This is a genomic window from Nocardioides pakistanensis (assembly GCF_054781215.1).
In genome coordinates this window covers 35,837-47,768 of sequence record NZ_BAAGUV010000072.1, presented here as the reverse complement: position 1 = coordinate 47,768, position 11,932 = coordinate 35,837, and the positions used below count along the sequence as shown (strand labels likewise).

The 11,932-nt window shown below is 71.1% G+C and carries 12 protein-coding genes; 11 read left to right on the top strand and 1 reads right to left on the bottom strand.

Annotated elements, in window-relative coordinates; translation table 11 throughout:
- Nucleotides 1–45: 45 nt before the first annotated feature.
- The 6 genes from ftsZ to ACYVIH_RS20685 all read left to right on the top strand — a co-directional run bounded on the left by ftsZ (nucleotide 46) and on the right by ACYVIH_RS20685 (nucleotide 4,681).
- Complete coding sequence (ftsZ, locus tag ACYVIH_RS20710) at nucleotides 46–1,389, top strand: cell division protein FtsZ (protein WP_460871440.1); 1,344 nt, start codon at nucleotides 46–48, stop codon at nucleotides 1,387–1,389.
- Nucleotides 1,390–1,405: 16 nt separating this feature from the next.
- Entirely contained in the window at nucleotides 1,406–2,206 is an 801-nt protein-coding gene (locus tag ACYVIH_RS20705) for a polyphenol oxidase family protein (RefSeq protein WP_460871439.1), read from the top strand.
- A complete protein-coding gene (locus ACYVIH_RS20700; protein ID WP_460871438.1) occupies nucleotides 2,203–2,916 on the top strand; it encodes a YggS family pyridoxal phosphate-dependent enzyme in 714 nt (237 codons plus the stop codon). The genes ACYVIH_RS20705 and ACYVIH_RS20700 overlap by 4 nt, the downstream gene beginning before the upstream one ends.
- A 58-nt stretch (nucleotides 2,917–2,974) precedes the next feature.
- The gene (locus ACYVIH_RS20695) at nucleotides 2,975–3,460 is read left to right on the top strand and encodes a cell division protein SepF (protein ID WP_460871437.1); all 486 of its coding nucleotides are present in this window, start codon (nucleotides 2,975–2,977) and stop codon (nucleotides 3,458–3,460) included.
- Between the two features lie 11 nt (nucleotides 3,461–3,471).
- Complete coding sequence (locus ACYVIH_RS20690) at nucleotides 3,472–3,762, top strand: YggT family protein (RefSeq protein ID WP_460871436.1); 291 nt, start codon at nucleotides 3,472–3,474, stop codon at nucleotides 3,760–3,762.
- Nucleotides 3,763–3,922: 160 nt separating this feature from the next.
- Entirely contained in the window at nucleotides 3,923–4,681 is a 759-nt protein-coding gene (locus ACYVIH_RS20685) for a DivIVA domain-containing protein (RefSeq protein ID WP_460871435.1), read from the top strand.
- 69 nt (nucleotides 4,682–4,750) lie between these two features.
- Here ACYVIH_RS20685 and ileS read toward each other — a convergent pair whose 3' ends face one another.
- The gene (gene ileS / locus ACYVIH_RS20680) at nucleotides 4,751–7,966 is read right to left on the bottom strand and encodes an isoleucine--tRNA ligase (protein ID WP_460871434.1); all 3,216 of its coding nucleotides are present in this window, start codon (nucleotides 7,964–7,966) and stop codon (nucleotides 4,751–4,753) included.
- A gap of 414 nt (nucleotides 7,967–8,380) precedes the next feature.
- Here ileS and ACYVIH_RS20675 point away from each other — a divergent pair, with 414 nt between their 5' ends.
- From ACYVIH_RS20675 to ACYVIH_RS20655, 5 genes are read left to right on the top strand one after another with little or no spacing between them, the layout of a single operon-like run.
- Nucleotides 8,381–9,490: a TraR/DksA family transcriptional regulator gene (locus ACYVIH_RS20675; RefSeq protein WP_460871433.1), complete on the top strand. Its 1,110-nt coding sequence runs from the start codon at nucleotides 8,381–8,383 to the stop codon at nucleotides 9,488–9,490.
- Entirely contained in the window at nucleotides 9,463–10,044 is a 582-nt protein-coding gene (lspA, locus tag ACYVIH_RS20670) for a signal peptidase II (RefSeq protein ID WP_460871432.1), read from the top strand. Before ACYVIH_RS20675 ends, lspA begins: the two co-directional genes overlap by 28 nt.
- On the top strand, nucleotides 10,041–10,997 hold the full coding sequence (locus ACYVIH_RS20665) for an RluA family pseudouridine synthase (protein WP_460871431.1): 957 nt from the start codon (nucleotides 10,041–10,043) through the stop codon (nucleotides 10,995–10,997). Before lspA ends, ACYVIH_RS20665 begins: the two co-directional genes overlap by 4 nt.
- Nucleotides 10,987–11,463: a GNAT family N-acetyltransferase gene (locus ACYVIH_RS20660; RefSeq protein WP_460871430.1), complete on the top strand. Its 477-nt coding sequence runs from the start codon at nucleotides 10,987–10,989 to the stop codon at nucleotides 11,461–11,463. The genes ACYVIH_RS20665 and ACYVIH_RS20660 overlap by 11 nt, the downstream gene beginning before the upstream one ends.
- 41 nt (nucleotides 11,464–11,504) lie before the next feature.
- Entirely contained in the window at nucleotides 11,505–11,912 is a 408-nt protein-coding gene (locus ACYVIH_RS20655; RefSeq protein ID WP_460871429.1) for a PPOX class F420-dependent oxidoreductase, read from the top strand.
- The last annotated feature ends 20 nt before the right edge of the window (nucleotides 11,913–11,932 follow it).

Genomic DNA, 11,932 nt, shown 5'->3' with positions numbered 1-11,932 from the left:
GTCTGCCTGCGACAGCAGGCAGCAGATCAGCGAGAGGCACCTGCCGTGGCAGCACCGCAGAACTACCTGGCCGTCATCAAGGTCGTGGGTATCGGTGGAGGTGGCGTCAACGCCGTCAACCGGATGATCGAGGTCGGCCTCAAGGGCGTCGAGTTCATCGCGATCAACACCGACGCCCAGGCCCTGCTCATGAGCGACGCCGACGTCAAGCTCGACATCGGCCGTGAGCTCACCCGCGGCCTCGGCGCCGGCGCCAACCCCGAGGTGGGCGCCAAGGCGGCCGAGGACCACGCCGAGGAGATCGAGGAGGTGCTCAAGGGCGCCGACATGGTCTTCGTGACCGCCGGCGAGGGTGGCGGCACTGGCACCGGCGGCGCGCCCGTCGTGGCCCGGATCGCCCGCTCGCTCGGCGCACTGACGATCGGTGTGGTGACCCGCCCGTTCGCGTTCGAGGGCCGTCGCCGCGCGAACTCCGCGGAGGAGGGCATCGCCTCGCTCCGCGAGGAGGTCGACACCCTGATCGTGATCCCCAACGACCGCCTGCTGTCGATCAGCGACCGCAACGTGAGCGTCCTCGACGCCTTCAAGCAGGCCGACCAGGTGCTGCTCCAGGGCGTCTCGGGCATCACCGACCTGATCACGACCCCGGGCCTGATCAACCTCGACTTCGCCGACGTGAAGTCGGTGATGGCCAACGCCGGCTCGGCCTTGATGGGCATCGGCTCGGCCCGAGGCGAGGACCGCTCGGTCGCCGCCGCGGAGATGGCGGTCTCCAGCCCGCTGCTCGAGGCCTCGATCGACGGCGCCCACGGCGTGCTGCTCTCGATCGCCGGCGGCTCCGACCTCGGCCTGTTCGAGATCAACGAGGCGGCAGCGCTCGTCGCCCAGTCCGCCCACGCCGAGGCCAACATCATCTTCGGTGCCACCATCGACGATGCCCTCGGCGACGAGGTGCGCGTGACGGTGATCGCCGCCGGCTTCGACGGCGGGATGCCCAAGCGCCGCGACAGCGGCACCGTGCTCCGTCGCGAGTCGGCGCCTCAGCAGACCCAGGCCGAGACCCGCGCCGCGGCGCAGGCCCCTTCCCAGCGGCCGATGCCGTCGCAGGTGCAGGGCGCGGGGGGCCAGGGCACGGCCGGCCGGCCGGAGCAGACCCGGCAGCCGGCGCAGGCCGGGCAGCAGTCCGCGCAGGGTGGTTACACCTCCTTCGAGCAGAGCGGTCAGCAGCGCCAGGATCGGACCGGCCAGCAGGGGCAGCCCGCCCAGGGCGCAGGTCAGGGCGGGTCGCGTCCCGGGCAGGTCGGCCAGCAGCCGGCTCAGCCGGCGAAGCCGCAGCGACCGGTGCAGTTCGACGACGACGAGCTCGACATCCCCGAGTTCCTCAAGTAGGCGCGGCCTCCGAGCGGTGTTCGCGTTCCACGACAGCCGCGGGCCGGTGGAGGTCGCCTTCACCGACCGGCACGACGGGGTCAGCACCGGCCCCTACTCGTCGCTGAACCTCGGCGTGCCCCCGGCCGGAGACGGTGACCCGGAGAGCCATCGGGTCGCTGCGGAGGAGAACCTCGACCTCGCCGCCTACGCCCTCGCCCGCGGTGGGGAGGCGTGGACGGAACACCCCTACTCGTTGCCGTCGGGCGTGCGGCCCCCGGTGACGGTCACCGTCCGGCAGGTCCACGGCGCCGACGTGCACACCGTCGACCGGGCCTGGCTCGACGCGCGCCACGCGGAGCCCGCGGTCGCCGACGGCCTGGTCACTGCCGAGGCGGGCGTGATCCTGGTCGTGCGCGTGGCCGACTGCGTGCCGGTGCTGCTCGCCGACGTGCAGCGACGGCTGGTCGGGGCCGCGCACGCAGGTCGCGCCGGCCTGGTCGCCGGGGTCGTCCCGGCCACCGTCGCCCGGCTGCGCGAGCTCGGCGCCGAGGACCTCGTCGCGTGGGTGGGACCTCACGTGTGCGGCCGCTGCTACGAAGTGCCGGCCGCCCTGCGCGACGAGGTCGCGACGGCGGTCCCGGAGGCGTTCGCCGAGACCTCCTGGGGCACTCCGTCGCTCGACGTCGGCGCCGGTGTCACCGCACAGCTGCGCGCCGAGGGCGCCGAGGTCGTCGACGGCTCGCGGTGCACCCTCGAGGACGAGGACCTCTTCTCCTACCGCCGCCAGGGCGCAGCCTCGGGTCGGCTCGGCGGGCTGGTGTGGGTGCGGCCATGACCGAGTCCGCCGACCGCCGCGACCAGCTCGCCCACAACCTCACCGTGGTGCACGGGCGGATCGCCTCCGCGTGCGAGGCGGCCGGTCGCGACCCCGCCGAGGTCACCCTGACCGTGGTGACGAAGTTCTTCCCTGCCTCCGACGTGCGGCTGCTCGCCGAGCTCGGTGTCACCGACGTGGGGGAGAACCGGCACCAGGAGGCAGAGGCCAAGGCGGCCGAGTGTGCGGGGCTCGGCCTGCGCTGGCACTTCGTCGGAGGTCTGCAGAGCAACAAGGCGGCCGCGGTCGCGGCCTACGCCGACGTCGTGGAGTCCGTGGACCGGGCCAAGCTCCTCAAGGGCCTCGCGAAGGGAGCCGCCGAGCGTGGGGTCGAGCTCGACTGCCTGGTGCAGGTCAGCCTCGACCCGCCCGGCGCCGGAGAGGGCAGGGCAGGCGCCCTCCCTGCCGACGTCCCGGACCTCGCGGCCCGGGTCGCCGCCACCGAGGGGCTCCGGCTGCGCGGCGTGATGGCGGTCGCGCCGCTCGGCGAGGATCCCGCTCGAGCGTTCGCCCGACTCGCCGAGGTGGCCGCGAACGTACGCCGGGTCGACCCGGAGGCGCGGTGGATCTCGGCCGGGATGAGCGGGGACCTCGAACAGGCGATTTCGGCCGGTGCGACACACGTTCGCATTGGCAGCGCGGTGCTCGGTCGGCGCCCCGCGATCAAGTAGTGTCAAACAAGCAGCAGCCCCTCACCGAGGGGGGCGGACGTACCGGAGGACATGGTTCATGAGCGGCGCGATGCGCAAGATGGGTGTCTACCTAGGCCTGCTCGAGGACACCGACCGTTTCGAGGACGAATACGGCCAGGTCGAGTACGACGAGCGTCCGCACGCCCGGGTGCCCGAGCACACCGAGGTCGAGCGGCCCACCCCGGTCGCGAACCTCGCCGAGCGCCGCCGACCCACCCCGGGCCCCGCCCCGGTGGTCGCCGAGCTGTCCCGGATCACCACGCTGCACCCGCGCACCTACAACGAGGCGCGCACCATCGGGGAGAACTTCCGGGAGGGTGTCCCGGTGATCATGAACCTCTCCGAGATGGACGACGCCGACGCCAAGCGTCTGGTCGACTTCGCTGCCGGCCTGGTCTTCGCCACCCGGGGCACGATCGAGCGGGTCACCGCGAAGGTCTTCCTGCTCTCCCCGCCGAACGTCTCGGTTGCCGCTGAGGACAAGCAGCGCATCGCCGAGGGCGGCTTCTTCAACCAGAGCTAGGCTCCTCATTCGTGGTTAGTGCCGTCGCATCCGTCGTCTACCTGGTCCTGTGGCTGTTCCTCGCGCTGCTGTTCGTCCGGTTCATCGTCGACTGGGTCCAGGTCTTCGCCCGGTCGTGGACGCCCACCGGCCCGGTTCTCGTGGTGCTCGAGGTGGTCTACACCATCACCGACCCACCGATCTTGTTCTTCCGCAAGTTCATCCCGCCGTTGCGGCTGGGCAGCGTTGCCCTGGACCTCAGCTTCATGATCGTCCTGGTGATCTGCTACCTGCTGCTGATCCTCGCCGGGAGCTTCATGTAGGAGACCAAAGGCGTGCGGCGCGGACCGTCGTACGTCGGGGAGAGCGGCAAAGAAACCGCGTCCCCGTTACGCCCAGCCGCTTCTTTCGGAGTACGGTGGGCGTGACACGCGGCTCGAAAGTCGCTGATTCAACTGACGACTACGAATTAAGGGTGAGGTCATGCCGCTGACGCCTGAGGACGTGAGCAACAAGCGCTTTACTCCGGTCCGACTCCGTGAGGGGTATGACATGGGGGAGGTCGACCAGTTCCTCGACGAGGTGGAGGCCGAGCTCGCTCGTCTGACCCGCGAGAACGACGACCTGCGCGCGAAGCTGGCCGCGGCCCAGGCCGGTGCCGGTGCGGCTGCTGCCGTGCCGGAGAAGGCGCCCGAGCCGGAGAAGATCCCCGAGAAGCCCGCCCCCGCGCCGGCCCCCGCTCCGGTGGCGGCCGCCCCGGCAGCGGTCGAGGAGATCAAGGTGACCACGGTTGCCGACGCCTCCAGCGCCGCGGCCCGGCTCCTGGAGATCGCCACCCGCAACGCCGACGAGCTCGTCGCCGAGGCCAAGGACCAGGCCGACAAGATCGTCGGCGAGGCCCGCACCAAGGCCGAGCGCCTCGAGTCCGAGGCGAAGGCGAAGGCCGACCGCATGGAGTCCGACGCCCGCACCCGCTCGGCGATGCTCGACTCCGAGACCGAGGAGCGTCGGCGTCAGCTGTTCGGCGACCTCGAGAAGGAGAAGGACAAGCTCAGCGCCGACGTGGAGAACCTCCGCTCCTTCGAGCGCGAGTACCGCAGCCGGCTGCGCAGCTACTTCGAGCAGCAGCTCGCCGCCCTGGACGGCACCGGCGAGGGTGGCACGCTGAGCTCCAGCGACCACGCCCCGAAGCGTCTGAAGTCCCTCCTCGGCGAGGAGGAGTCGCACACCCAGCACGGCTGAGCGACCCAGCGACGACACGAGGCCGGCTTCCTCTCCCGAGGAAGCCGGCCTCGTCGTGTGCCCGGGCGGTCAGACCCGGGTGAGGGAGACGGTGAGCCCGAGCTCGTCGTCGCGTACGACGGTCGCGGCGGGTGCGCCGTCGGGGCCCACCGCCTGCACCTGCTCGGCCTGCGCGGCCCCGCCCGGCGTCGCGGGGGCGGTGACCTCACCCTCGTGCATCTCCACCGCGAGGACCTCGTCAGCCACGAGGGGCCCGTACTCGCGGAGTGCCACGGCGGTCTCGCCTTCGGCGTGCCAGACCAGTGCGATCCGGTCGCTGACCTCGAAGCCGCTGCTCTTGCGGGCCTCCTGGACCAGGCGGACCACCTCGCGGGCGAGACCCGCCCGGACCAGGTCCGGGGTGAGCTCGAGGTCGAGGGCGACGGTCTCGCCCTGCTCGTTGACCACCGACCAGCCCTCGCGCGGGCGCTCGGAGACGATCACCTCGTCCGGGAGCACCTCGACCTGCTCGCCGGCCACGCTGACCACGGCCTTGCCGTCCGTGGACAGCGCGGCGGACAGGGCGGCGGCGTCCGCGTCGGCGATCGCCTGCGCGACCTGCGGGGTCTGCTTGCCGAACCGCTTGCCGAGCGCGCGGAAGTTGCCCTTCGCGGTGTGGTCGACCAGGTCTGCGCCGGCGGACGAGAGCGGCTCGAGCGCGCCGATGTTGAGCTCCTCGGCGACCTCTGCGCGCAGCTCCTCCGACAGCGCGTTCCAGGCCGCGGTGCCGACCAGCGCGCGGCGCAACGGCTGGCGGGTGCGGACCTTGGCGTCGGCGCGGGCGGCACGGCCGAGCTCGACCAGCCGGCGCGCCAGCGCGACAGCGCCCGAGAGCTCCTCGTCGATGTCGCCTGGGTCGTAGTCCGGCCAGGTCGCCAGGTGCACCGACTCCGGCGCGTCGGACCCGGTCGGGCGTACGACGTCCTGCCACACGCGCTCGGTGATGAACGGGGTCAGCGGCGCCATCAGCCGGGTCAGCGTCTCCAGCGTGGTGTGCAAGGTGGCCAGCGCCGAGACGTCCCCGTCCCAGAACCGCCGGCGTGAGCGCCGTACGTACCAGTTCGACAGGTCGTCGACGAACTGCGCGATCAGGGTGCCGGCACGCTGGGTGTCGAACGCCTCCAGCGCCTCGGTGACCCCGCGCACCAGCCGGGCGGTCTCGGCGTGCAGCCACCGGTCGAGCACCGGCCGGTCGGCCACGTCGGGCGCCTGCGCGCCCTCGGGTGACCAGCCGGCGGTGCGGGCGTAGAGCACGTGGAAGGCGACGGTGTTCCAGTAGGTCAGCAGGACCTTGCGGACGGTCTCCTGGATCGTCGCGTGCCCGACCCGGCGGGCCGACCACGGCGACCCGGAGGCGGCCATGAACCAGCGCACCGCGTCGGCGCCGTGCTGCTCCATCAGCGGCATCGGCTCGAGGATGTTCCCCAGGTGCTTGGACATCTTGCGGCCGTCCTCGGCCAGGATGTGTCCGAGGCAGAGCACGTTGCGGTACGACGACTCGTCGAACACCACCGTCCCGATCGCCATCAGCGTGTAGAACCAGCCGCGGGTCTGGTCGATCGCCTCGCAGATGAAGTCCGCGGGGTAGGCGCCCTTGAACTTCTCCTCCGAGCCCGGCACGTGGGGGTAACCCCACTGGGCGAACGGCATCGACCCGCTGTCGAACCAGGCGTCGATCACCTCGGGAACCCGGCGGGCCTCTGCGCCGCAGGTGGGGCAGGCGAAGGTGACCTCGTCGACGTAGGGCCGGTGCGGGTCGAGCTCGGACTGGTCGGTGTCGGTGAGCTCCGAGAGGTGCGCCAGCGACTCGACACAGGTCTGGTGGCCCTCGGCACAGCGCCAGATCGGCAGCGGGGTGCCCCAGTAGCGGCTGCGCGAGAGCGCCCAGTCGATGTTGTTGTTCAGCCAGTCGCCGTAGCGGCCCCACTTGATCGTCTCGGGGTACCAGCTGGTCTTCTCGTTCTCGCGCAGCAGAGCTTCCTTGACCGCGGTGGTGCGCACGTACCAGGACGGCTGGGCGTAGTACAGCAGTGCGGTGTGGCACCGCCAGCAGTGCGGGTAGGAGTGCTCGTAGGCGAGGTGGCGGAAGAGCACGCCGCGCTGCTCGAGGTCGCGCACGAGGTCCGCGTCGGCGTGCTTGAAGAACTGGCCGCCGACCAGCGGCACGCTGTCCTCGAAGTGCCCGTCGGCGCGCACCGGGTTCACCACCGGGAGGCCGTAGGCCTTGCAGACGCGCATGTCGTCCTCACCGAACGCGGGGGACTGGTGCACCAGGCCGGTGCCGTCCTCGGTGGTGACGTACTCGCCGAGCACGACGTAGTGGGCCGGGGCAGGGAAGTCGACCAGCTCGAAGGGCCGCTGGTAGGTCCAGCGCTCCATGTCCGAGCCGCGCAGGGTGGCCTGCACGGTCCAGCCCTCGCCGAGCACCTGCTCGAACAGCGGCTCGGCGACGATCAGCGTCTCGGTGCCGTCGGTGGCGACGACGTAGTCGACCTCGGGGTGGGCGGCGACCGCCGTGTTGGACACGAGCGTCCAGGGCGTGGTCGTCCACACCAGGAGGCTGGCCCCAGGAGAGTCGGCAGAGCCGGCGTACTCACCCGAGGTGAGCGGGAACCGGACGTACACCGACGGGTCGGTGACGGTCTCGTAGCCCTGGGCCAGCTCGTGGTCGGACAGTCCGGTGCCGCACCGGGGGCAGTACGGCGCCACGCGGTAGTCCTCGACGAGCAGGCCCTTGTCGTAGATCTGCTTCAGCGCCCACCACACCGACTCGACGTAGGAGGAGTCCATCGTGCGGTACGGGTCGTCGGTGTCGACCCAGTAGCCCATCCGCTCGGTCATCTCCTCGAAGGCGTCGACGTGGCGGAGCACGGACTCGCGGCACTTGGCGTTGAACTCCGCGACCCCGTATGCCTCGATGTCGCCCTTGCCGGAGAAGCCGAGCTCCTTCTCCACCGCGAGCTCCACGGGCAGGCCGTGGCAGTCCCAGCCGCCCTTGCGCTCGACGTGGTACCCCTGCATGGTCTTGAACCGGGGGAAGACGTCCTTGAAGACCCGGGCCTCCACATGGTGGGTCCCGGGCAGGCCGTTCGCGGTCGGCGGACCCTCGTAGAAGGTCCAGGCGGGTCGTCCGGCCGTGGCCTCGAGGGACTTCTCGAAGACCTTGCTCTCGCGCCAGAGGTCGAGCACCTCGTGCTCGAGGGCAGGCAGGTCGACCTGCGGCGGGACGGGGCGGTACTCACTCATCGGATCGTCCTTCACACCAACGTTCACTGGTGAAGGGACGATTCCGGTCTGTGACCGGGCCCGCGGTACCACCCTCCTTGGCCGCCGTGGTCGTGCAGCGGCCCTCTCGTTCGTCACCGCTGCCGGTTCTACCTGCCCTCCGGGGGAGGGCGCTCTTCCGGCGGCTCCGGGGTGATCTTCGCCGTCTGCCGACACCCCCGGGCTCACACCGTCCCCGGGTCGCTCGTGGCCGTACAGGGGCTACTCGTCCCATTCACGCCTTGCGGTGGCCCCAAGTCTGCCAGACTGCCAGCGCCGAAGACACATCGAATACGCACCGCTGGTGTGTTTGAAGGCGCGGCAGGGAAGGCATATCCTCGCCGCACGCGTGTGGCGATCGCCACACCTTCCTGCTGGATAGGGGGCCCTGCGGCCATGGCACGATCCACCGCGAAGAAGCTCGCCGGCAAGACCGCGGCTGCCGCGAAGCGAGTGACCTCCAGCGTGACTCGACGGTCGAAGGGTGCGGCCGACAAGCCCGCCGTGGCCAAGCCCGCCGCCAAGAAGGCTCCGGCGAAGAAGTCCAGCACCACGAAGTCCTCGGCGGCCTCGAAGCGAGCTGCAGGTTCCACCAGCGCGGCCGCCAGGTCCGCGGCCAAGAAGGCACCCGCGACGAAGGCACCCGCGACGAAGGCTCCGGCCAACAAGGCCCCCGCCAAGAAGGCCCCCGCCAAGAAGGCCCCCGCCAAGAAGGCGTCCGCGACGAAGGCGCCCGCGACGAAGGCTCCGGCGACGAAGGCTCCGGCGACGAAGGCCGCCGCCAAGAAGGCCCCCGCCAAGAAGGCCCCGGTGGCCAAGGCTCCGGCGAAGACGGCCGCGGCGACCAGGACGGCGGCGAAGAAGACCTCCACCGCGAAGACCACGGCCAAGAAGGCGCCCACCACCAAGGCACCCGCGCCGAAGACACCGGCCAAGAAGGCACCCGCCGCGAAGGCACCGGCCAAGAAGACCCCGGCCGTCAAGACCGCGGCCAAGAAGACGACCGTGAAGAAGACCGCGGCCAAGCAGAGCACCCCCACGAAGGCAGCCGCGAAGGCGCCCTCCTCGTCCCAGGAGGCCAAGGTGACCAAGACACCGGCAAGCAAGACCGCCGACAAGCTCGCGGTGAAGTCCGACGAGAAGCCGTGGACGGCCAAGGAGCTCGGGGAGGTCCGAGACGAGCTGCACGCCGAGCGCGACCGGCTCCGCTCCGAGCTCAACCTCGCCGAGCACGAGCTCGCGGACCTGATGCGTGACGCCGGCGACGGCGCGGGCAACGACCAGGCCGACGTGGGCTCGACGACCTTCGAGCGCGACCACGAGATGAGCCTGGCCAACAACGCCCGCGAGATGCTCGCGCAGACCGAGCACGCCCTCGAGCGGATCGAGGACGGCAGCTACGGGATCTGCGAGAGCTGCGGGCAGCCGATCGGCAAGATGCGGCTGATGGCGTTCCCGCGTGCGACACTGTGTCTGTCATGCAAGCAGCGCGAGGAGCGTCGCTGAACCCCAGCGACAACACGTCCCAGGAGAGCACCACTCGGTCCCGTCGGCCTCATTTGTGGCTGTTCGCGGCAATCGCGGTCTCGGCCTACGCCCTCGACCTGCTCACCAAGACGCTGGCCCTGGCGCACCTCGAGGGGCGGCCGAGGATCCCCGTCGTGGGTGATGTCCTCTCGCTCTACCTGACGCACAACTCCGGGGCCGCGTTCAGCTTCCTGACCGGTCACACCGAGGTGCTCTCGGTGATCGCGATCATCGCGGTCGCCGTCGTGATCTGGGTGTCCCGCCGGCTGCGCAGCACGGGCTGGGCGATCGCGCTCGGCTTCCTGCTCGGCGGCGTGGCGGGCAACCTCACCGACCGCATCGTGCGTGAGCCGGGCGTCCTGCAGGGGCACGTCGTCGACTTCCTGATGCTGCCGAACTTCCCGGTCTTCAACGTCGCCGACATCTGCATCAACATCGCCGCCGGCACGATCGTCCTCCAGGCACTGCGCGGCATCAACGTGGACGGCTCCCGTCACGGTGACGCCGAGAAGGCGGAGGAGGTGGCGTCGTGAGCTCCTATCCCGAGGCCACCGGAGCCGCCGAGTTCCGCACCCTGAGCGTGCCCGACAGCCTGGCCGGTGAGCGGCTCGACGCGGCGATGGCCCGGATGTTCGGCTTCTCGCGCAGCCGCGCCGCCGAGCTGGTCGCAGCCGGCAACGTCACCCTCGACGGCGAGCCGGCAGCCAAGTCCGATCGCGTCCACGCCGGCTCGGTGCTCGACGTGGAGATCCCCTCGCGGACCGACCCGGTCGCGGTGATCCCCGAGACGGTCGAGGGGATCTCGATCATCCACGACGACGACGCGATCGTGGTGATCGACAAGCCCGTCGGCGTCGCAGTGCACCCGAGTCCTGGGTGGACCGGTCCCACGGTCGTCGGCCACCTGGCCGGCGCCGGTTTCCGGATCGCCACCAGCGGTGCCGCCGAGCGGCAGGGGATCGTCCAGCGCCTCGACGTCGGCACCTCGGGGGTGATGGTGATCGCCAAGAGCGAGCACAGCTACTCCGTGCTCAAGAACGCCTTCCGGCAGCGCACGGTCGACAAGACCTACCACGCCCTGGTGCAGGGCCATCCCGACCCGTTGCGCGGCACCGTGGACGCTCCGATCGGCCGGCACCCGAGGTACGACTACAAGTTCGCGGTGATGTCCGGCGGCCGCGACAGCGTGACGCACTACGAGACGCTCGAGGCGCACCGCTTCGCCAGCCTGCTCGAGATCCACCTCGAGACCGGCCGCACCCACCAGATCCGGGTGCACATGTCCGCGCTCAAGCACCCGTGCGTCGGGGACCTCACCTACGGCGCGGACCCGGTGCTCGCCAAGCGGGTGGGCCTCGAACGGCAGTGGCTGCACGCCGTACGCCTCGGCTTCGAGCACCCCGACTCCGGTGAGTACGTCGAGTACGAGTCGCCCTATCCCGCGGACCTCCAGCACGCCCTCGACGTCATCCGCGATGAGGTCTGAGCCGGTCGCCGACCTGGAGCTGCGACCGGCCGCACCCGAGGACCTCGACGCGGTGGCGAGGATGTTCAGCGCGAGTCGGCGCGCCGCGGTGCCCGCCATGCCACCCCCGGTGCACACCGTGGAGGAGGACCGTGTCTGGCTGGGCCACCAGCTCGGCGGCGAGCGCGAGGCCTGGCTGGCCGAGCGCGGCACGACGGTGCTCGGGCTGATGCTGCTCGAGGAGGGGTGGCTGCACTCGCTCTACGTCGACCCGGCGCACCAGGGCCAGGGTGTCGGCACCGCCCTGCTGCAGCTGGCGAAGGCGCTGCGCCCGTCCGGACTGCAGCTGTGGGTGTTCCAGAGCAATCTCCCGGCCCGACGGCTGTACGCCGCGCACGGGTTCGTCGACGTGGAGGAGACCGACGGGTCCCGCAACGACGAGCAGGCGCCCGACGTACGCATGCGCTGGCTGCCCGGGGACCGATAGGTTCGACGGGTAAGCCCGGACCTGCTCGAGGAGGAGCCCGCATGGCCCGCCCCCCGCTGCCCCCAGACGTGCGCGACCTGCTCGCGAAACCGAACCCGTGCGTGATCTCGACGCTCCGCTCCGACGGGCACCCCGTGTCGGTCGCCACCTGGTACCTCCTCGACGGTGACCGGATCCTGGTGAACATGGACGAGGACCGGCGCCGGCTCGGGCACCTGCACCGCGACCCCCGCGTCTCGCTGACCGTCCTGGACGAGGCCGGGTGGTACACCCACGTCAGCATCATCGGCCGGGTCGTGGAGTTCCGCGACGACGAGGGGCTGGCCGACATCGACCGGCTCAGCCGGCACTACACCGGACGGGCCTACCCGACTCGGGACCGCGGGCGGGTCTCGGCCTGGGTGGAGATCGAGCGCTGGCACGGCTGGGGTGCCGCGAAGACCGACTGAGCGGCCTGTGAGGAGGCTCC

Coding starts and splice junctions, on each gene's coding strand:
- ACYVIH_RS20700 (WP_460871438.1), top strand. CDS start 2,203: ATGACCGAGTCCGCCGACCGCCGCGACCAGCTCGCCCACAACCTCACC.
- ACYVIH_RS20695 (WP_460871437.1), top strand. CDS start 2,975: ATGAGCGGCGCGATGCGCAAGATGGGTGTCTACCTAGGCCTGCTCGAG.
- ACYVIH_RS20685 (WP_460871435.1), top strand. CDS start 3,923: ATGCCGCTGACGCCTGAGGACGTGAGCAACAAGCGCTTTACTCCGGTC.
- ileS (WP_460871434.1), bottom strand. CDS start 7,966: ATGAGTGAGTACCGCCCCGTCCCGCCGCAGGTCGACCTGCCTGCCCTC.
- ACYVIH_RS20675 (WP_460871433.1), top strand. CDS start 8,381: ATGGCACGATCCACCGCGAAGAAGCTCGCCGGCAAGACCGCGGCTGCC.
- lspA (WP_460871432.1), top strand. CDS start 9,463: ATGCAAGCAGCGCGAGGAGCGTCGCTGAACCCCAGCGACAACACGTCC.
- ACYVIH_RS20660 (WP_460871430.1), top strand. CDS start 10,987: ATGAGGTCTGAGCCGGTCGCCGACCTGGAGCTGCGACCGGCCGCACCC.
- ACYVIH_RS20655 (WP_460871429.1), top strand. CDS start 11,505: ATGGCCCGCCCCCCGCTGCCCCCAGACGTGCGCGACCTGCTCGCGAAA.